The sequence below is a fragment of the Ruegeria sp. BHSC029 genome (assembly GCF_059613085.1).
On the sequence record NZ_JBXWRU010000004.1, the window covers coordinates 383,407 to 400,614 of the forward strand.

Here is a 17,208-nt window from a genome sequence, read left to right on the forward strand (position 1 = left end):
GTTGACTTAGTTGCGAATGGTTCGCATATTCATTCTCAACTGGTACTCGGAACGAGGTCACATATGATTCGCCGCAGTTTTCTTTTTGCCCTTGCTCTTGGTGCCGCGCTGCCCTTGGCGGCGTGGGCCGAGGCGCCGCTGAAGGTCGTGGCGACAACCGGAATGATTGCGGACGCCGTGCAGCAGGTCGGCGGTGATCAGGTCGAAGTCAAAGGGCTGATGGGGCCCGGAGTCGACCCGCACGGTTATCGCCAGACCCGCAGCGATATCGTTGCCGCGACAAGGGCCGACCTGGTCTTGTGGCACGGCTTGTATCTTGAGGCGCAGATGGAGGACTTCTTCCACGACCTCGGGCGCAAACGCAAAGTCGTTGCCGTGGCGGATGCCATCGACAAGTCTAAACTGCGTGCACATGCCGACTATGCCGACAAATACGATCCGCATGTGTGGATGAGCCCGGTTCTGTGGAAAGACGTCGTGGTCGAGGTGCAAAAGGCGCTGACCGACGTGCGGCCGGACTCCGCCGCTTACTTCGCCGCCAACGCCCAGCGTTTTCTGGCTGAAATCGACCAGTTGGACGCTTATGGGAAAAAGGTGCTGGCCCAGGTGCCCGAAGACAACCGGGTGCTGGTCACCGCCCATGACGCCTTTGCCTATTTCGGCGAGGAATTCGGGTTCGAAGTGTTGGGGATCCAGGGTATCTCGACCCAGTCCGAGGCGGGGCTGAACCGGATCGGAGAATTGGTCAACACTTTGGTCGCGCGCGACCTGACCGCCGTCTTCGTCGAAAGCTCGGTCTCGGATCGGTCGATGCGGGCGTTGATCGAGGGTGCGTCGGCGAAGGGTCATACCGTCTCGGTCGGGGGTGAGTTGTATTCGGACGCCATGGGCGAGCCGGGCACCTATGAGGGCACCTATATCGGGATGCTGGATCACAACATCACGGTTATCGCGCGAGGCCTGGGTGCGGATGTGCCCGAACGCGGCATGTCCGGCAAGCTGTCGGCGGGGCTCTGACCATGTTGGAGCTTGCGGCTGGAAAATCGTCATCAAACGGGGACCTGACGGTGCAGGACAGCCCGCTTGTGATCCGGGGGATGACGGTATCCTACGGCCAGAAACCGGCCATTTTCTCGGTAGATATGACGGTGCAGCCTGGGGCCATGACGGCCATCATCGGACCGAACGGCGCGGGCAAATCGACGCTGCTCAAGGCGGCGCTGGGCATCGTCAAGCCGCTGTCGGGTCAGGTGCTGGTGTTCGGCAAGGCGTTGGACCGGCAGCGGGCCCGTATCGCCTATGTGCCGCAGCGCGCCAGCGTCGATTGGGATTTCCCGACGCGGGTCATCGATGTGGTCCTGATGGGCCTGTCGCGGGAACTGGGCTTGCTGGGCCGGGTCCGGATGCGACACATGGCCCACGCGATGGAGTGTCTGCATCGGGTCGGGATGCATGAGTTTGCGGACCGCCAGATCGGCCAGCTTTCGGGTGGTCAGCAGCAACGGGTGTTCCTGGCGCGCGCACTTGCTCAGGATGCCGATCTGTACCTGCTGGATGAACCGTTTGCCGGGGTCGATGCCGCCACCGAAAAAGCCATCATCTCGGTCCTCAAATCCCTAAAGGAAGCCGGCAAAACGGTGGTCGTGGTCCACCATGACCTTGCCACGGTCGCAGATTATTTCGACCACGTGTTCCTGATCAATACCCGCAAGGTCGCCGAGGGCCCGGTCGAGCAGGCCTTTACCGCCGAGACTCTTCAGGCCGCCTACGGGGGGCGGCTTGCCACCGCCCAGATCAACCAGATCTCGGGCACTGCGGGCTGACACATGCTGTGGGACGCTCTGACCCTGCAATTGGGGTACAACGCCACCTTGGTTGCCATCGGGGCCACGCTGCTTGGTTTTTCGGCTGGCGTGACAGGCACCTTTCTGTTTCTGCGCAAGAGGGCGCTGGTCAGTGACGCCATCAGTCACGCGACGCTTCCGGGCGTCTGCATCGCCTTTATGGTTTTAGTGGCGCTGGGCGGAACCGGGCGAAACCTGATCGGACTGCTGTCCGGTTCCGCGATTTCGGCCGCCGTGGGCCTTTTGTGCATGAATTGGCTGATCCGCCGCACCCGTCTGGCCGAGGACGCAGCGATCGGGGCGGTCCTGTCAGTCTTCTTCGGCTTTGGTATCGTTCTGCTGACAATCATCCAGACCATGGGAGTGGGCCGACAGGCCGGGCTTGAGGGGTTCTTGCTGGGGTCGACGGCCGGGATGCTGTGGTCTGACGCTCTGATCATCGCGATCGGCGGCGCTGCAACGCTGCTGCTCGTCATGATCATCCGCCGCCCCATGATGATGGTGGCGTTCGATTCCGAATATGCGGCCGCCTTGGGGCTGCCAGTGCATCGCATCGACCTTGCGATGATGGGACTTGTCATGGCGGTCACGGTTGTCGGGCTGAAGATCGTCGGATTGATCCTGATCGTGGCTTTGCTGATCATACCCGCCGTCACGGCGCGGTTCTGGTCGGACCGGTCCGACCATGTGGTGCTGTTGTCGGGGGTCATTGGTGGGTTGTCGGGCTATCTGGGTGCGGCGGTGTCCGCCTCGGCGCCCAACTTGCCGACCGGACCGATCATCGTCCTGTTCAGCTTTGGCTTTTTTGTCGTATCGCTGTTTCTGGCTCCGGTGCGCGGCGTATTGGCCGCAATCGTGCGGCATCTGCGGTTCCAGCGGCGGGTTCACATCCGACAGGGGTTGCTGGCGCTTGCACAAGGCCAGAACATCTATGAGCCCTACACATTGCGCCTGCTGCGTCAGGCCGGACTTGCCCGGCCCGACGGGGTGGCTACGGACGCCGGCAGAGCGCAGGCGGCCAAGGCGTTGCGCGACGAGAAACGCTGGGAAATCGTACGCGCCGACAATGCGCACGAGGCAGCCGCCGCCCTGTATGACGGGTTACGCGACATCGAAACGGTTCTGACCCGGGACCAGATCGACGACATCGACCGCCGCATCGGCAGACCACGGGAGGTTCGCCCATGAGCGGTGAAGAATTCGTTCCCTTGTCCCTGACGCCGCTGCTGATCGGGACCTTCGCGGCCATCGCCTGCGCCTTGCCAGGAAATTTCCTTGTGCTCCGCAAACAGGCACTGATCGGCGACGCCATCAGCCATGTGGTTCTGCCCGGGATCGTCGTGGCCTTTCTTGTCACCGGCGCGATCTCAACCTGGCCGATGATGCTGGGCGCCGCCGGCGCGGCGGTTGTCGCCGTTGTGCTGATCGAGACCATCCGGAGGCTGGGCCAGATCGAACCGGGCGCCGCAATGGGCGTCGTGTTCACCACCATGTTCGCCGGAGGGGTGCTGCTGTTGGAGCAGACCGACACCTCGAGCGTTCATCTGGATGTCGAACACGCACTCTATGGCAGCCTGGAAAGCCTGATCTGGCTTGACGCGACTGGCTGGTCCTCGCTGCTGGATCCGGTCGCGCTGGCCGGTCTGCCGCCCGAGCTTGCTCGGATCGCCCTGACATTGGTGGGTGTCAGCCTGTTCGTCTGGCTGTTCTGGCGGCCGCTCAAGATCTCGACCTTCGACGAAGGCTTTGCCCGGACGATCGGAATTCGAACCGGGGCGCTGGGAATGGCGCTGGTGATTGCGGCGGCGATTGCAGCCGTGGCCGCGTTTGATGCCGTCGGCTCGATCATCGTGATCGCAATGTTCATCTGCCCGCCGGCCGCCGCCCGGATGATGACCGACCGGCTTGAGACCCAGATTGCCTGGAGTGTTGTCTTCGCCATCCTATCCGCCGTGTCCGGCTATATCCTGGCTGGATATGGCCCGCTGTGGTTGGGCGGGTCGGACGCCGTCAGTGCGGCCGGGATGATTGCCACCATGTCCGGCCTGATTCTGGCTTTCGCGGCCGTGTTTGGCCCCTGCCGGATGCGCGCAGCAGCGCCGGGTCCGGGCTGATCCGGCGTGTTCCCGCCACCCGGTCCGGTCGGTGATCGGCCAAACTTTGCCCACCAAACGGGGCAAGCGAACCTTAAGCAGATTTGTCCAACGCACCGTGTTAGACACCGCGCCATTACATCGTTAATGACCTCCACTCACCACGGATCGTCCGGGCAATCGTGAAACTTATGGCAACCAATTCGGGTTGTGCATCTCGATTGGCCGGGCGATCCGACCCCCTATACCAAAGCAGCGTAAACCGGTGGCAGAATCGCGTGCGATTGTGCTAGGTCTAGCGGTATGGCGCAGGCAAACCCCAATATCAGCGAAAATCGCCCGGTAATCCGGCAACTCGACGAGGCCGCGATCAACCGCATCGCCGCCGGTGAAGTGGTCGAACGCCCCGCTTCCGCCGTCAAGGAACTGGTGGAGAACGCGATCGACGCCGGCGCGACCCGGATCGCCATCGACATCGCCGATGGCGGCAAGACCTTGATTCGCGTCACCGACGATGGATGCGGTATCGCGCCCGAGGATCTGCCGCTGGCCCTGTCGCGCCACGCGACCTCCAAGATCGACGGGTCGGACCTGCTCAACATCCACACCTTCGGGTTCCGGGGCGAGGCGTTGCCCTCGCTGGGCGCGGTGGGGCGTCTAACCATCACCAGCCGCGCGCCGGGGGCCGAGGCGGCCCAGATCCGCGTGGCCGGCGGCAAGATGGAACCGGTGAAGCCCGCCGCCCTGCGCGCCGGCACCGTAGTCGAGCTGCGCGACCTGTTCTATGCCACGCCCGCGCGGCTGAAATTCATGCGCACCGACCGGGCCGAGGCTCAGGCGATCTCGGACACGGTCAAGCGGCTGGCCATGGCGGAACCCTCCATCACCTTCACCCTGCGCGATGTCTCGGGTGGGGGCGAGGGGCGCGTGGTGTTCCGCGCCGACCGCGAGAACGGAGACCTGTTCGACGCGCTGCACGCCCGGCTGGCCCGCATCCTGGGGCGCGAGTTTGCCGAGAATGCCTTGCGGATCGACGCCACCCGCGAGGGGATCCGGCTGTACGGATATGCCGCGTTGCCGACCTATTCGCGCGGCGCCGCAGTGGCGCAGTTCCTGTTCGTCAACGGCCGACCGGTGCGCGACAAGATGCTGACCGGCGCCCTGCGCGCGGCCTATTTCGATTTCCTCAGCCGCGACCGGCACCCGGCGGCGGCGCTGTTCATCGACTGCGAGTCCACCTTGGTGGACGTGAACGTGCACCCCGCGAAATCCGAGGTGCGGTTTCGCGATCCCGGCGTGGCGCGCGGGCTGATCGTCTCGAGCCTGCGGCACGCGCTGGCCGAGGCGGGGCACCGCGCCTCGACCACCGTGGCCAACGCAACGCTGGGTGCGATGCGGCCCGAGCCGGCCCCCGCGATACCCGCGCGGGTCTATCAGATGGACCGGCCCTCGCCCGCGGCGCGGGCCATGGCCTATCAGGCGCAGGCGCCCGGCTTTGCCGATCTGGCCAATGCCTACAGCGGCAGCGTGGTCGAGCCCGTGGCCGAAGCCGAGCAGCCCGACCAGACCCCGCCCGAGCACCTACCTCTGGGGGCCGCGCGCGGGCAGGTGCATGAAAACTACATCATCGCCCAGACCGCCGACGGCATGGTGATCGTGGACCAGCACGCCGCGCATGAACGGCTGGTCTATGAGAAACTCAAGACACAGATGGCCGAGAACGGCGTGGCCGCGCAGGCGTTGCTGATCCCCGAGATCGTCGAACTGTCCGAGGGCGACTGCGCCCGCCTGCTCGCGGTGGCCGACGACCTGTCGCGCCTGGGCCTGACCATCGAGCCCTTCGGCGGCGGCGCGGTGGCGGTGCGCGAGACCCCAGCCATTCTGGGCGAGGTCAGCGCGCGGGCGATGATCCTCGACATTCTGGACGAGCTGGCCGATCAGGGCGAAAGCCAGACGGTGCAGGCGCGGATCGAGGCGATCCTCAGCCGGGTGGCCTGCCATGGCTCGGTCCGCTCGGGCCGCCGGATGCGCGCCGAAGAGATGAACGCCCTGCTGCGCGAGATGGAGGCCACGCCCCATTCCGGCCAGTGCAACCACGGGCGGCCCACTTACGTGGAGCTGAAGCTGAGCGATATCGAACGGTTGTTCGGCCGCAGTTGATCCGGCCGCCGGTCGGCGGTAGAAAAGAAGAAACAAAACAAGAACGCGCAGGTTGAGATGATCGAGATTGCAGGCACCCGATATTCGCTGGAAGACCCCATGGTGATGGCCGCCCTGATCGGGGCGGGGGTGGTTCTGTTGATCCTCGTCCTGCTGTTTCTGGCCCTGCGCGCGGCCAACCGCTCGGCCCGGATGGCCGAGCCGCTGGCGCAGCAGCTGGCCTATCTGGGCCAGCATGTGCAGCAGTTGGGGCAGGGGCAGGAGCAATTGCGCGGCGGGTTGCAGCATGTCTCGGACACGCAGGCCAATGCGCAGGTGCAGGTGATCCAGACGGTCGAGGCGCGGCTGTCGGCGGTGCAGCAGCACATGAACGACAGGCTGGCCGACAACGCCATGAAATCCGCCCGCGCGCTGGCCGAGATGCAGGAGCGGATGAAGGAAACCCTGCATGGGTCTTCGAAACAGACCGCGACCTCGCTGACCCAGTTGCAGGAACGGCTGGCCGCCATCGACAAGGCGCAGGACAACATCACCAAGCTTTCGGGCGACGTGCTGTCGCTGCAGGACATCCTGTCGAACAAGCAGACCCGCGGCGCCTTCGGCGAGATCCAGTTGAACGACATCGTGTCCAAGGCGCTGCCCTCGGACAGCTATGTGCTGCAGGCGACCTTGTCGAACGGCAGACGCGCCGACTGCCTGATCCGCCTGCCCAACCCGCCGGGGCCTATCGTGATCGACAGCAAGTTCCCGCTGGAGGCTTATGAGGCGCTGGTGGGCGCGGGCAATGACATGGAGTTGAAGGCGGCCGTGCAGATGTTCCGTAGCACGGTGCGCAAGCACATCACCGACATCTCGACGAAATACATCCTGGACGGCGAAACCGCCGACGGGGCGCTGATGTTCCTGCCCTCCGAGGCGGTCTATGCCGAGCTGCACGCCAAGTTCCCAGAACTGGTGCAGGAGAGTTTCTCGAAACGGGTCTGGATCGTCTCGCCGACCACCTGCATGGCCACGTTGAATACGATGCGGGCGATCCTCAAGGACGCGCGGATGCGCGAACAGGCGGGCGCGATCCGCAAGGAACTGGGCATGCTGCACAAGGATGTGGAGCGTCTGGGCGACCGGGTGGCCAATCTCGACCGGCATTTCGGGCAGGCGGCCAAGGATATCTCGGAAATCAAGATCAGCGCCGAAAAGGCCGGTCGCCGGGCGCAGCGGCTGGACAATTTCGATTTCGAGGAACTGGCCCCCGAAGACCGCGCCAACGTGGTGCCGCTGGGCAAGTCCGAGGGCTGAGGCCTACTGGATCGACAGGTCCAGATTGTAGCCGACGGTCTTCCCGGTATCGCGGTCGTTGCCCATCAGGTAGACGCGGATGGTATAGTCTCCGTCCTCGGGCAGGGTGATGCGGGCTGTGTTGCCGTTGACCGAGCCATTGTAGATCGCAACCCCGTCGCTGCCCGGCGGCAGGATGTTGAAATAGACTACGCCGCTGCCGTTGGTATCGCTGACCTGAAGCTCGGCAAACAATTCCTGCCCGCCTTTCGCGCCCAGCACGTAGTCGGAATATTCATCACCCGTAATGGTGCCGTTGACCATCGTCCCGAAGTTTCCGGGCTGGAATCTCACCTCGGCTGTCCTTTGGGCCAAGGCGGGCAAGGCCACAACGGCAATGAACAGGGCTGCCAGAGCTTGTTTCAACATTCTGCATATCCTCCCGGTGATTCCCGGCTCCAAGCCTAGCACAACCGAGGGACCGTTCAGATTCGCAGGAAGGGCTGCACCAAACGTGGGATCAGGCTGTTGAACTTCAGCGGAGCGTCGGTCACCGCCAGGCAGATGCAATCTTCGGACATGTCGGCCACGGGCGTGTGTTCCAGGTCCTCGTCTGCGATCTCGACATCGCCGCGGGCGAAATGATCCACCTCGTCGGAAAACGCGCCTTGCAGAACCATGGTCAGTTCCATGCCCTTGTGGCCGTGGTCCGGTACCGCCGCACCGGCCGGGATGAACAACAAGCGCGCCGTGGCATCGCGCGAGGTTGGCAATATGGCCTGCTTGACGCCCATGCCAATCGGCTTCCAGCGGATGCTGTTCACGTCACCGCCGACGTAATCCTGCAACGGGGCCGGCAGCACGTCGCATTTCGCGCGCGCGGGCTTGGGGGTCGGCGCACCCTGCGCGATCAGAGCCATTGTTGATGACAGGGCATCTGCGGACAAAGGCGCGGCTTCGACCTGGTCCTCAAGCATGTGTCCGCCCACCGCGTCGTAACTCTCGGCGCGGGCGCGACAATGGTCGCACAGGGACAGGTGGGTCGCGACCATCAGGTCGAACGCTTCGGGCAGTGTGCCCGAGGCGTAGGCCATCAGCAGGTCGTCCGTCAGGTGATGTTTGATCTCGTGGCTCATCTCTATCATCTCAGTTCATCGCGTGGCGCAAGCGGTCCAGCGCCAGCCGTATTCTTGATTTGATGGTGCCCAACGGAAGCCCGGTCTGCGAGGCGATCTCGCGATGGCTCAGGTCACCAAAATATGCCTTCTCTATCAGTTCCCGCTGTGCCTCGGGCAATTGCAGCAGGGCCGTCTTCAGATGCGCCGTTTCCTGTTGCAGCGCGATTACGTCTTCCTGTTCGGGTTCCGCTTCGGGACCCCATGTCAGTTCTTCCGGTTCAGGACGCCGCTGTTTGCGAATGGCGTCGATGCGTTTGTTCCGCGCGATCGTAAAGACCCATGTCGCCACGGTGGCCCGTGACGGATCAAACAGATGCGCCTTGTGCCACAACGTGGCCATGACTTCCTGCGCGCACTCCTCGGCCAACGTCGCGTCCGAACCCGACCGGATCAGGAACGCTTTGACCCGAGGGGCAAAGTGCTGGAACAGCTCGGCAAATGCCGCCTGATCCTGCGACTGCCGGATGCGTTTGACGTGGGACACCCACTCGCACTTTGCCGCGCCATTGTTCTTCGTACCGTTCACCGACGATCCCTTGGTTCGTTTCGTTCCGCGCCCAGCCGGCCGCGCCGCCGGGGCGGTCGCGACATCGTCCTGAACAACGGTGTCCATCTCGGTAAACATAACTGTATTACGCTGCCGCACCCAAGTCGGATCACGCCTGACCGAGATTTTTGATCCGGTCGCGCGTTTTTTTCGTATCATGACCATGGATGTTCGCTGAAAAACCCAGCCGATCCAGAATGTTGACCGCTAGAAAAGATCAGTCCGCCCATGCCAGAAATCGACTTCGTTCCGGCCCATACCTTTCACGGACGGAAAGGTGCGATCGCGAACGCCTTTCGCTACTCGGTCGACTACATCCTGCTGGATCCCGAACAGGCATCGCACACGCCCGCGTTGTTTTCGGTGGATAAACCCAACCTCACCGGCTGGCGGACCCGCGATCATGGAGGGGAGCCCGGTGTTGGTCGAGGTGCCCCGTGGCTCCGCGACAGCCTGCGGGCGATGCAAATCCCCCAACCCGCGCAGGTCCTGTTGCTGACCCAACCCCGGGTGCTGGGCCACGTATTCAACCCGGTCAGTTTCTGGTTTTGCCTGAATGACGCAGGCGCACTGTTTGCCGTGGTGGCCGAGGTCACCAACACTCATGGAACGCGGCACAGCTATGTCTGCCACAAGCCGGGGTTTGACGTGATCGCTCCCTCTGACCGGATTTCCGCGACCAAAGTGATGCATGTCTCGCCGTTTCAAAAGATCGAGGGCACCTACACTTTCCGGTTCGACCTGCGCCCGGACCGGGTCGGGGTTTGGATCGACTACGGCCGCGACGGGGGCGGTTTGATTGCCACGCTCACGGGCGTCCGGAAACCTCTCACCAATGGCGCGATCCTTCGTTCGCTGCTGCGACGCCCGTTTGGCGCGCGGCGGGCGGTTGCATTGATCCACTGGCAGGCGCTGAAACTGTGGATCAAGAAGGCCACCTTCCGACCGTTCCGCACCGCACCGGTACCATCTCACCCCGTCTCGCGCCCGCACGAGTGACGATCTGCAGTTTGCGCAAGATCAAGGACGCAGGCGTGATGCAATGGTTGAGATGGACTCCAATTGCGGACAGAGGAGTTGAAACCAATGCTGGAAATCTCGCCAACCAAAGTCGCCCAGGTCGCCATGATGGGCCGCGAGCTGGATCGCGCCGAGGGCGAGCTGCGGGCTTTTATCGATCGCATGGACGAGGACGAGCAAGCCGAGTTGGTCGCGATCATGTGGATTGGACGTGAAAGCTTTTTCCCGGACGACCTCAGCGAGGCGATCGCTACGGCCAAGGCCGAGGCCTCGACGCCATGCGCCGATTACCTCATCGGCACGCCGCATCTGTCGGATCACCTTGAGAACGGGTTGGACGCGCTGGGCATCTCGGCCGAAGATGTCGAGAACGACCTGATGTAGACTTGGTCGCCCGCACGGTGTTTCTGCGCTATGCTCCGGGGCAGAGGGCGCCGTGTATTGCACAGCGCCCGGTCCACAGCAGGGGCGCCAGATGCCGCGTATGTTGAAGACGATATTGGTGTTGGCCCTTATGGCCGTTCCGGCGTGGCCGCAGCGTCCGGCGCTGGCCTGCACCGTTTGTCTGGCACTTCCCGAAAACTCTCTGGCCGACCGGTTGTTGTCTGCTTCGGTCATCGTTCTGGCCGCGCCCGCGCCCGACGACCCGTTCCGCTATGCACCCGTCGGGTTGCTGAAAGGCAGTTGGGACGAGGTTGCAGACCTCCCCCAGATACCGTTTCTGGTGGACAGCAGCACCCGGAATGCCTTGCGCGCCGATCCTGACCGGGTGGTCTTGATGATCTATGGCCCAGGCCGCCGGGACAAGGCCGGGCGCGCCTTTGATCAGTCCTGGACCAAGGGATTTCTGATGACGCCGCAGCGGGCCGATTTTGTTGCCGAGGTACAGGCGCAAGGCCAAGGCTGGCGGTTGGACGGATCCCGATCCGCCGAGCGCGCCGCGTTTTTCGCGGCCTATCTGAATTCCGGAGACCGGTTGTTGCGGAACACCGCTCTCATTGAACTCCACCGGGCACCCTATGCGTCTGTGCGCGGCCTGCGCGACGCTGCTGCAACCCCGGATCTTCTGCGCGATTTGCGGAGCCTGAATCGCGTAGCCTATGCCCCGGCAACGATCCGGCTGCTGGGCCTGCAATCTGATCCGGCCGCGGCAGAGGCGGTGCGCACGGTCTATCCAAAGGCGGTCGCCACCGGAGGGTTCAACCTGCGCGAATGGGCGCTTGCCGGTATCGAAATCGACGGCGACCAAGCCCTGAATACGATCCAGGAGGCTCTGACCGCCAGCCCGCTTTCTCCAAAGGATCGCCAGGCGATCATCGCGGCGCTGATCGACGGCGGCGATGCGATGCCGGAACACCGCGGGAAGATCCTGGATATCTTTGCCGGCGAGATTGCGCACGACCAAAGCACGGCCGGGCAGATCGCCCTGGCCACGCGCGATTGGGGGGATGATAAGCTTGCCCCTGCGCTGCGGGCGCTTCTGGCTGACCCGCAGATCGACCCCGCCACCGCCTTCGCCATCCGAGTGGCCCTGCCATCCGGTCAGTGACCCCGCCAACCCTGACGTAAGGTTAACAAAGCTTAATCCGTTGGTCCGGAACCGTTAACGCGGCGTCCTTTTATCTGATGACAGTACTGCAATGCAGTTCGGATTTCAGGAGGACAAACCAATGGCAACCGCACAAACCACACAGTCGAACCACAGCCTGTTTCATGACCTTTTTGCAAAATACGCCGAGGCCAAGACCGAACGGTTTCGGAAGCAGATCTTTGCGAAGACGGTCCGTGACCTCGAACGCCTGAGCGACCAGCAGCTGCACGATATCGGCATCACCCGCTCAGACATCCCCCAAACGGCCTATCAGAGCGTCTATCAGCGCGCCGCGCTGACGCAGTAACCGGGGCCGCGCCCCACCAGGACACCGGCCAAACAGGGAGGAAACAGCCGATGCTCGACACAATGCAACCGACTCAACAACCCTGCCCATCCGCCAGCGCGCTGCTTCTGTTCGACCGCGCCATGCGCATCCGGGCGGTCAAGGATGACATCGTACGCGCGGCGCAACATCTGAGCGGTCTGGATGACCGGCAGTTGTCCGAGCTTGGCATCAACCGCAGCGATCTTGAGGAAACGATCGAGCGCTACATCTGAACCACAAGCGCCAATCCAACGGTTGGTGAAAACACCAGTAAAAAGCCATTCCGGTGCGTCCGGAATGGCTTTTTGGTTGGGTCAGGCCAGGTGGTCGACCACCTGCAGGTGCTGTGCCAGCTTGTCGATCTCGGCCATCCAGCTCTGAACCAGTTTCGGATCGCTGGGCGCGGCATGGACGCCGGCGGGAATGGCGCGGTTCAGCACCGCCTCGACCGCAAGCGAGACCGGGATCGACACCAGACGCGCCATCGCGCTGCCGCGTGCGTCGCCCCAGGCGTCCATCACATAGGTCTTGTGCCAGACCGGTATGCCGTTCTTCTCGGCCTTCAGGCCGACGCAGAGCACGACGCGGTCGGGCTCGCCCTCCTCATAGGCGTTCTCGGCCCAGAACTGGTCGGACATTTCCTTGAGCCGGGCATCGCCCTCGGGGCCTTCCAGCGTTTCGATTTCGCGGAACACGTCCGACCACGCATCCGACCAGCCGTTCAGCCGCAGAGTGCCGCGGACGAATTCCTTGACCGGCCAGTGCTCCTCGAAATGGTACTGCTGCATGAAGGGGATCGAGTCGCGGTTGGGATAGACCTCGAAGCTTTCGGGCGTGGGCAGCGGCGCGACATAGGTGCTGATCGCGTCCCAGGGCCGGGCCACGTCCAGCGGGGCATAGTCGCGGATCGACCGCGAGGGCGAGCGCAGCGCCTTGAGCACGCCCAGGGGCGACCAGCTGAACTTGTAGCGGAACGGGTTGGGGTTCTTGGGGATGCCGCCGCAATAGGAAATGAAGCTGAGGTGGTTTTCCGGGTCGAAGGCGTCGGACGCGCGGTAGTCATCGACCAGCGCATGGGCCATCAGGTGGTCGATGCCGGGGTCCAGCCCGACCTCGTTGACCAGCGCGACGCCGGCTTCGCGGGCCTTGTCGTCCAGCGCGCGCATCTCGGGCGCGATATACGAGGACGAGACGAAATGCGCGCCCTTCGCGATCGCCAGTTCCGCCAGCGGCACGTGCCAGTCGCCCGGCAGCATCGAGACGATCACGTCGCCCTTTTCCAGCACCGCGCTCAGAGCATCAATGTCGAAGGCCCGGATGTCGTCGGTCAGGTCGCCGACCTCGGCGCGGGCCTTGTCGACGGTCCGGTTCCAGACGGTGACCTTGTGGCCGGCCTCGATCAGGCGGCGCAGGCCGGGGATGGCCGACAGGCCGGTGCCACACCAGTGAATCGTCATGGCTCAGATCCTTTCGATATGGGATTTGAAGGTGTCCTCGGCATGCGCCCAAACGCCCGAGGTCAGGTCTGTCAGGGTCAGCAACGAGGGCAGAAGTTGCGCGGCGTAGTCTTCCGAGCTTTCGACCGGCAGCATTGAGGGCAGGTTGTCGATGGCCATCACGTCCAGCACCGGGTCGGTGGCCACGCGCAGGGCGGGTTCTTCCCACGTCGTGGCGCGGTCATAGACCGGCACCGGGTTGTAGTCGCTGTCGGGGTCGCAGGCCACATCGCCGATGGCGGTCAGCTTGCGCGGGGCATTCAGCGCCTCCCGCGGGACGAAGACCGGGGTGCCGGGGCGTGCGAAGATGCAGTTGAGGAAGATGTCGTGTTCTAGGATTTCCGGGAACGGTCCCCCTTGGGCGGTTTCGGCCATGTCCCATTTCGTCACGTCGACCCCCATCGCCTCGCACAGGTCGGACGCGCCGGTGCCGACGCGGCCCAACGCGCCGATCACGATGGCGCGGGGGCGGGGCGCGCCGGTGGCGTCCAGCTCGGCCAGCAGCTCGGCGTTCAGCGCGTCCTTGCCGGGATAGACACCGACGGGGCCGCAGATCTCGCCGCGCTGCTGCGCCGCCCAGGTCTTGAGCGTCACCGCCGCGCCCGCGTAGCCCGCCCAATAGCCGAAGGCCGCGACCCGCCGGCCGTTCTCGTCCACCAGGTGTTCCAGGTCATACAGCGTGCCGCCGCCGGCCTTGAAGCGCTCCAGCAGCTTGCGGCCCGAATGCTGGCCTTTGAAGGCATGGCCGAACATGATGTGGCGATGCGGCAGCGGCGTGCCGTCCTCGGGCAGTTCCTTGAGGCCGAAGATGATCGCATCCAGCGGCGCATCCGGCCACGAGTTCTCCGGCGCGATTTCGCAGCCCGCCGCGCGGTAGCCGTCGATCGGGATGGCGCGGACATGGCTCTCCTCGACCGTCACGCGGATGCCGGCGGCGATCAGTTGCGCCGCGCCATCGGGCGTCAGGCCCACCCGTTCCTCGTTCGGGCGTTGTTCAGCCCGGACCCAAAGATGTGTCATGCGATGTCCTTTTGTCAGAGCATTCCGGCGGCCCGTACCGCCTGAACCGAGGGTCGGGCCTCCATCGCCGCGCGGAAGGCCTGGATCTTGGGAAAGGCCGTGACATCGACCCCGTCACCTTCCAACCAGCTGCAAACCACGTAGAGATAGGCGTCGGCCAGCGAGAATGCCTCGCCCAAAACAAACGGGCCGCGCAGCCCGTTGGACGAGATGTAAGCGCAGGACTCGGTCATCGTTTGGGCCACCTTGCCTTTCATGTCCTGCCAGCTGGACTCCTGATCCGCCCAACGATGACCGCGCATCTTGTGCGCATGGTTCACATGCATGGTCGAGGCCAGGTAGTACATCACCTCGCGCATCCGCGCGGCCAGGACCGGATTGTCCGGAACAAGCCCGGCCTTCGGGGCCTTGGCTGCGATGTATTCAAGCAGAGCGCCGGTTTCCGTCAGAATGCCACCATCGACCACCAGAGCGGGAACGCGGCCCTTGGGGTTGATCTGCTTGTAGGCCGCCGTCGTCTGCTCGCCTGCTGCGAAGTCGAGCCTGATCGCCTCATAGTCCAGACCGGCTTCCTCAAGCGCGATGACGACGGCGATCGAGATAGTGCGGGGTGCGTAGTAGATCTGCATCTGGGACCTCCGATCCGGTTACAGGTGGGTCTGGGCGAAATGCCGGTCCGGCGCTTCCAGATGCGGAACCGCGTTGAACAGAACCGGGCTCAGGTCCGCTCCGATCGGGTGCAGACGATGCAATGAGGTGTTCATGATGGCAAGGGCCACGCGCGCCATCGCCGGGATGTCCAGCCCCATCGCCTGCCGCACCACCATCGAGATTAACCCACCCGAGGTCACCACGATGGCCGGCCCGTCGCCGTCATGGATTTCACGCAGAGCGTCCGAGACGCGGGTTTCAAACTGCTCGAAGGTTTCGGGCGCGTTCCGAATGTCGCCGTTGGCCCAGGCCTTGAAGGTCAGCGGCAGGTGCTGAACGAAGCCTTCGCGGTCCGTCGGGATCGTCACGCCGTGCTGTTCTTCGAACAATTGCGCAAGGGTGAAATACTCGATTTCATTCAGACGTGCATCACGGACGGGTTCCGGCAGACCCATGCTTGCCGCCGTTTCCACATGCCGGGTCAGGGTGCCGCAAAACACCCGTGGATAATGGGCTTTGGTCTCGCGCAGATGGGCCCCAAGCCAGCGCGCCTGCTGATGCCCAAGCTCGCTGAGCTTGTCATAACTGTGTTCGTCCCGTGCGGTGGTGTTGGCCTGCCCGTGGCGTACCAATGTGATGTATGACATGTCGGTCCCTCTTGGCCCGAAGTCTTAGGGCAGCTTGCCCGTAGGGGCCAGAGGTGTTCGGCCGGTTGCCGTCAAAAAACCGGGACAGCCTGCAATCGGGCTTGCGGGCGGACGGCTCGGCGATAGAGTTGCGGCAAGCGACAAGAAAGGACAGCGCAATGGCCGTGAATGCGCAGAGGTTTCTGGATGATCTGCACAAGCTGCGGGAATTCGGAGCTGCGGGGGTTGGTAAAGGCGTCGTGCGCCCGGCATATTCAGACGCGGACATTGCGGCGCGGCGATGGCTGGCCGACCGGTTTCAGGAGGCCGGGCTGCAACCGCATTTTGATCCGGTCGGAAACCTGTTCGGTCTGGCATCCGCGCCGTCGCTTTTGATGGGGTCACATTCAGACAGCCAGCCCGAGGGCGGTTGGCTGGATGGCGCGCTGGGCGTAATCGCGGCGTTGGAGCTGGCTCGCTCCAGCCAGCGCCCGATCTCGGTGGTCAGCTTTCAGGATGAGGAGGGCCGGTTCGGCGTCACGACCGGATCAGCCATCTGGTCCGGCAAGTTGCCCCTTGCGCAGGCCGACGACCTGACCGACCACGCGGGCATAGGGTTTGGCGATGCGCGCGCTCGGATGCAAAGTCTGACGCAGGATTTTGTGAACCCCGCCCAATTCACCGGGTTCATCGAAATGCATATCGAGCAGGGTCCGGTTCTGGATGCCAACGCCGAGGCCATCGGTGTGGTCTCGGACATCGTGGGCATTCGCGACGTGGTCATCGAGTTTTCCGGCCAGCAGAACCACGCCGGCACGACGCCGATGCACCTGCGCCGAGACGCGTTCCAGGCTCTGACGATCTTCAATGGCCTGATCAACGAGCGGTTCCGCAACGTGGTGACCCCGCAGACGGTCTGGACGATCGGTCATGTTGAGCTGTCTCCGAATGCCTCGTCAATCGTTCCTGGCCGGGTCCGTTTCTCGATGCAGTGGCGCGATCAGGAGACGGATCGTCTGGCCCGAATGGAAAGCATCATTCGTACAACCGCCCAAGAGGTGAGTGAATCCATCGGGGGCGATGCGCAGTTCGGGCCAATGTTGGGCATCGAACCGGTTGAGATGGATCCAACCCTCCGGCGGTCGCTGGAACACGGAGCCCAGACCGTCGCGCCCGGCAACTGGCGGGTCATGCCATCCGGGGCCTTGCACGATGCGTCGAACGTGGCAGCCTTGATGCCGGTCGGAATGCTGTTCGTGCCATCCATCAACGGTATCAGTCATGACTTCGCGGAGGACACTGCTGAAGGCGATCTGGTGACGGGGTTGAAGGCCTTGGAGGCGGCACTTGCCGATCGCTGAGGTATGGGGCCGCCGACC

General features: G+C 63.7%; 19 protein-coding genes. 12 read left to right on the forward strand and 7 right to left on the reverse strand.

The window, feature by feature from the left end:
* Nucleotides 1–63: 63 nt before the first annotated feature.
* The 6 genes from AC2FML_RS11935 (at nucleotide 64) to AC2FML_RS11960 (ending at nucleotide 7,393) form a co-directional block, all read left to right on the forward strand.
* Entirely contained in the window at nucleotides 64–1,017 is a 954-nt protein-coding gene (locus AC2FML_RS11935; protein ID WP_496783279.1) for a metal ABC transporter solute-binding protein, Zn/Mn family, read from the forward strand.
* A 2-nt stretch (nucleotides 1,018–1,019) separates the two neighbouring features.
* Nucleotides 1,020–1,823, forward strand: coding sequence for a metal ABC transporter ATP-binding protein (locus tag AC2FML_RS11940; protein WP_496783281.1), 804 nt, complete (start codon nucleotides 1,020–1,022; stop codon nucleotides 1,821–1,823).
* A 3-nt stretch (nucleotides 1,824–1,826) separates the two neighbouring features.
* Nucleotides 1,827–3,032, forward strand: a complete 1,206-nt coding sequence (locus AC2FML_RS11945) for a metal ABC transporter permease (RefSeq protein ID WP_170451516.1) — start codon at nucleotides 1,827–1,829, stop codon at nucleotides 3,030–3,032.
* Entirely contained in the window at nucleotides 3,029–3,958 is a 930-nt protein-coding gene (locus AC2FML_RS11950; protein WP_170360635.1) for a metal ABC transporter permease, read from the forward strand. The genes AC2FML_RS11945 and AC2FML_RS11950 overlap by 4 nt, the downstream gene beginning before the upstream one ends.
* Before the next feature lie 282 nt (nucleotides 3,959–4,240).
* The gene (gene mutL, locus AC2FML_RS11955) at nucleotides 4,241–6,097 is read left to right on the forward strand and encodes a DNA mismatch repair endonuclease MutL (protein ID WP_496783283.1); all 1,857 of its coding nucleotides are present in this window, start codon (nucleotides 4,241–4,243) and stop codon (nucleotides 6,095–6,097) included.
* A gap of 57 nt (nucleotides 6,098–6,154) precedes the next feature.
* A complete protein-coding gene (locus AC2FML_RS11960) occupies nucleotides 6,155–7,393 on the forward strand; it encodes a DNA recombination protein RmuC (RefSeq protein ID WP_170391230.1) in 1,239 nt (412 codons plus the stop codon).
* Between the two features lie 3 nt (nucleotides 7,394–7,396).
* Here AC2FML_RS11960 and AC2FML_RS11965 read toward each other — a convergent pair whose 3' ends face one another.
* The 3 genes from AC2FML_RS11965 to AC2FML_RS11975 are packed head-to-tail and all read right to left on the reverse strand — an operon-like array spanning nucleotide 7,397 to nucleotide 9,175.
* A complete protein-coding gene (locus AC2FML_RS11965; RefSeq protein ID WP_496783285.1) occupies nucleotides 7,397–7,801 on the reverse strand; it encodes a hypothetical protein in 405 nt (134 codons plus the stop codon).
* Between the two features lie 56 nt (nucleotides 7,802–7,857).
* A complete protein-coding gene (locus AC2FML_RS11970) occupies nucleotides 7,858–8,508 on the reverse strand; it encodes a ChrR family anti-sigma-E factor (protein ID WP_170596485.1) in 651 nt (216 codons plus the stop codon).
* A 10-nt stretch (nucleotides 8,509–8,518) separates the two neighbouring features.
* Nucleotides 8,519–9,175 carry a sigma-70 family RNA polymerase sigma factor gene (locus AC2FML_RS11975; RefSeq protein ID WP_170444155.1) on the reverse strand — a complete coding sequence of 219 codons (657 nt, stop codon included), beginning with the start codon at nucleotides 9,173–9,175 and terminating at the stop codon, nucleotides 8,519–8,521.
* A 150-nt stretch (nucleotides 9,176–9,325) separates the two neighbouring features.
* Between AC2FML_RS11975 and AC2FML_RS11980 the strand changes: the two genes are divergently transcribed.
* The 5 genes from AC2FML_RS11980 to AC2FML_RS12000 all read left to right on the forward strand — a co-directional run bounded on the left by AC2FML_RS11980 (nucleotide 9,326) and on the right by AC2FML_RS12000 (nucleotide 12,269).
* Complete coding sequence (locus AC2FML_RS11980; RefSeq protein WP_496783287.1) at nucleotides 9,326–10,096, forward strand: DUF1365 domain-containing protein; 771 nt, start codon at nucleotides 9,326–9,328, stop codon at nucleotides 10,094–10,096.
* Nucleotides 10,097–10,183: 87 nt separating this feature from the next.
* Nucleotides 10,184–10,501 (forward strand): DUF3775 domain-containing protein, encoded by a 318-nt coding sequence (locus tag AC2FML_RS11985; protein WP_093964170.1) that lies wholly within the window; start codon nucleotides 10,184–10,186, stop codon nucleotides 10,499–10,501.
* A gap of 91 nt (nucleotides 10,502–10,592) precedes the next feature.
* On the forward strand, nucleotides 10,593–11,666 hold the full coding sequence (locus AC2FML_RS11990; RefSeq protein WP_496783288.1) for a hypothetical protein: 1,074 nt from the start codon (nucleotides 10,593–10,595) through the stop codon (nucleotides 11,664–11,666).
* 121 nt (nucleotides 11,667–11,787) lie between these two features.
* Entirely contained in the window at nucleotides 11,788–12,015 is a 228-nt protein-coding gene (locus tag AC2FML_RS11995) for a DUF1127 domain-containing protein (RefSeq protein ID WP_170360650.1), read from the forward strand.
* Between the two features lie 50 nt (nucleotides 12,016–12,065).
* Entirely contained in the window at nucleotides 12,066–12,269 is a 204-nt protein-coding gene (locus AC2FML_RS12000; RefSeq protein ID WP_093964173.1) for a DUF1127 domain-containing protein, read from the forward strand.
* Nucleotides 12,270–12,350: 81 nt separating this feature from the next.
* On the opposite strand, the gene AC2FML_RS12005 is transcribed toward AC2FML_RS12000, so the two are convergent.
* From AC2FML_RS12005 to AC2FML_RS12020, 4 genes are read right to left on the reverse strand one after another with little or no spacing between them, the layout of a single operon-like run.
* Nucleotides 12,351–13,493 (reverse strand): saccharopine dehydrogenase family protein, encoded by a 1,143-nt coding sequence (locus tag AC2FML_RS12005; RefSeq protein ID WP_496783289.1) that lies wholly within the window; start codon nucleotides 13,491–13,493, stop codon nucleotides 12,351–12,353.
* 3 nt (nucleotides 13,494–13,496) lie between these two features.
* The gene (locus AC2FML_RS12010; RefSeq protein ID WP_496783291.1) at nucleotides 13,497–14,552 is read right to left on the reverse strand and encodes a saccharopine dehydrogenase; all 1,056 of its coding nucleotides are present in this window, start codon (nucleotides 14,550–14,552) and stop codon (nucleotides 13,497–13,499) included.
* A 14-nt stretch (nucleotides 14,553–14,566) separates the two neighbouring features.
* A complete protein-coding gene (locus AC2FML_RS12015; RefSeq protein WP_170433886.1) occupies nucleotides 14,567–15,181 on the reverse strand; it encodes a glutathione S-transferase family protein in 615 nt (204 codons plus the stop codon).
* A gap of 18 nt (nucleotides 15,182–15,199) precedes the next feature.
* Nucleotides 15,200–15,850, reverse strand: a complete 651-nt coding sequence (locus AC2FML_RS12020; RefSeq protein WP_170364170.1) for a histidine phosphatase family protein — start codon at nucleotides 15,848–15,850, stop codon at nucleotides 15,200–15,202.
* Between the two features lie 158 nt (nucleotides 15,851–16,008).
* On the opposite strand from AC2FML_RS12020, the gene AC2FML_RS12025 reads away from it, so the two are divergent.
* On the forward strand, nucleotides 16,009–17,190 hold the full coding sequence (locus AC2FML_RS12025) for a hydantoinase/carbamoylase family amidase (RefSeq protein WP_480637218.1): 1,182 nt from the start codon (nucleotides 16,009–16,011) through the stop codon (nucleotides 17,188–17,190).
* Nucleotides 17,191–17,208 lie beyond the last annotated feature (18 nt).

Excerpts from the sequence above, each read along its gene's own strand:
- AC2FML_RS11935 (WP_496783279.1), top strand. The coding sequence starts at position 64 with ATGATTCGCCGCAGTTTTCTTTTTGCCCTTGCTCTTGGTGCCGCGCTG.
- AC2FML_RS11940 (WP_496783281.1), top strand. The coding sequence starts at position 1,020 with ATGTTGGAGCTTGCGGCTGGAAAATCGTCATCAAACGGGGACCTGACG.
- AC2FML_RS11945 (WP_170451516.1), top strand. The coding sequence starts at position 1,827 with ATGCTGTGGGACGCTCTGACCCTGCAATTGGGGTACAACGCCACCTTG.
- AC2FML_RS11950 (WP_170360635.1), top strand. The coding sequence starts at position 3,029 with ATGAGCGGTGAAGAATTCGTTCCCTTGTCCCTGACGCCGCTGCTGATC.
- mutL (WP_496783283.1), top strand. The coding sequence starts at position 4,241 with ATGGCGCAGGCAAACCCCAATATCAGCGAAAATCGCCCGGTAATCCGG.
- AC2FML_RS11960 (WP_170391230.1), top strand. The coding sequence starts at position 6,155 with ATGATCGAGATTGCAGGCACCCGATATTCGCTGGAAGACCCCATGGTG.
- AC2FML_RS11965 (WP_496783285.1), bottom strand. The coding sequence starts at position 7,801 with ATGTTGAAACAAGCTCTGGCAGCCCTGTTCATTGCCGTTGTGGCCTTG.
- AC2FML_RS11970 (WP_170596485.1), bottom strand. The coding sequence starts at position 8,508 with ATGAGCCACGAGATCAAACATCACCTGACGGACGACCTGCTGATGGCC.
- AC2FML_RS11975 (WP_170444155.1), bottom strand. The coding sequence starts at position 9,175 with ATGTTTACCGAGATGGACACCGTTGTTCAGGACGATGTCGCGACCGCC.
- AC2FML_RS11980 (WP_496783287.1), top strand. The coding sequence starts at position 9,326 with ATGCCAGAAATCGACTTCGTTCCGGCCCATACCTTTCACGGACGGAAA.
- AC2FML_RS11985 (WP_093964170.1), top strand. The coding sequence starts at position 10,184 with ATGCTGGAAATCTCGCCAACCAAAGTCGCCCAGGTCGCCATGATGGGC.
- AC2FML_RS11990 (WP_496783288.1), top strand. The coding sequence starts at position 10,593 with ATGCCGCGTATGTTGAAGACGATATTGGTGTTGGCCCTTATGGCCGTT.
- AC2FML_RS11995 (WP_170360650.1), top strand. The coding sequence starts at position 11,788 with ATGGCAACCGCACAAACCACACAGTCGAACCACAGCCTGTTTCATGAC.
- AC2FML_RS12000 (WP_093964173.1), top strand. The coding sequence starts at position 12,066 with ATGCTCGACACAATGCAACCGACTCAACAACCCTGCCCATCCGCCAGC.
- AC2FML_RS12005 (WP_496783289.1), bottom strand. The coding sequence starts at position 13,493 with ATGACGATTCACTGGTGTGGCACCGGCCTGTCGGCCATCCCCGGCCTG.
- AC2FML_RS12010 (WP_496783291.1), bottom strand. The coding sequence starts at position 14,552 with ATGACACATCTTTGGGTCCGGGCTGAACAACGCCCGAACGAGGAACGG.
- AC2FML_RS12015 (WP_170433886.1), bottom strand. The coding sequence starts at position 15,181 with ATGCAGATCTACTACGCACCCCGCACTATCTCGATCGCCGTCGTCATC.
- AC2FML_RS12020 (WP_170364170.1), bottom strand. The coding sequence starts at position 15,850 with ATGTCATACATCACATTGGTACGCCACGGGCAGGCCAACACCACCGCA.
- AC2FML_RS12025 (WP_480637218.1), top strand. The coding sequence starts at position 16,009 with ATGGCCGTGAATGCGCAGAGGTTTCTGGATGATCTGCACAAGCTGCGG.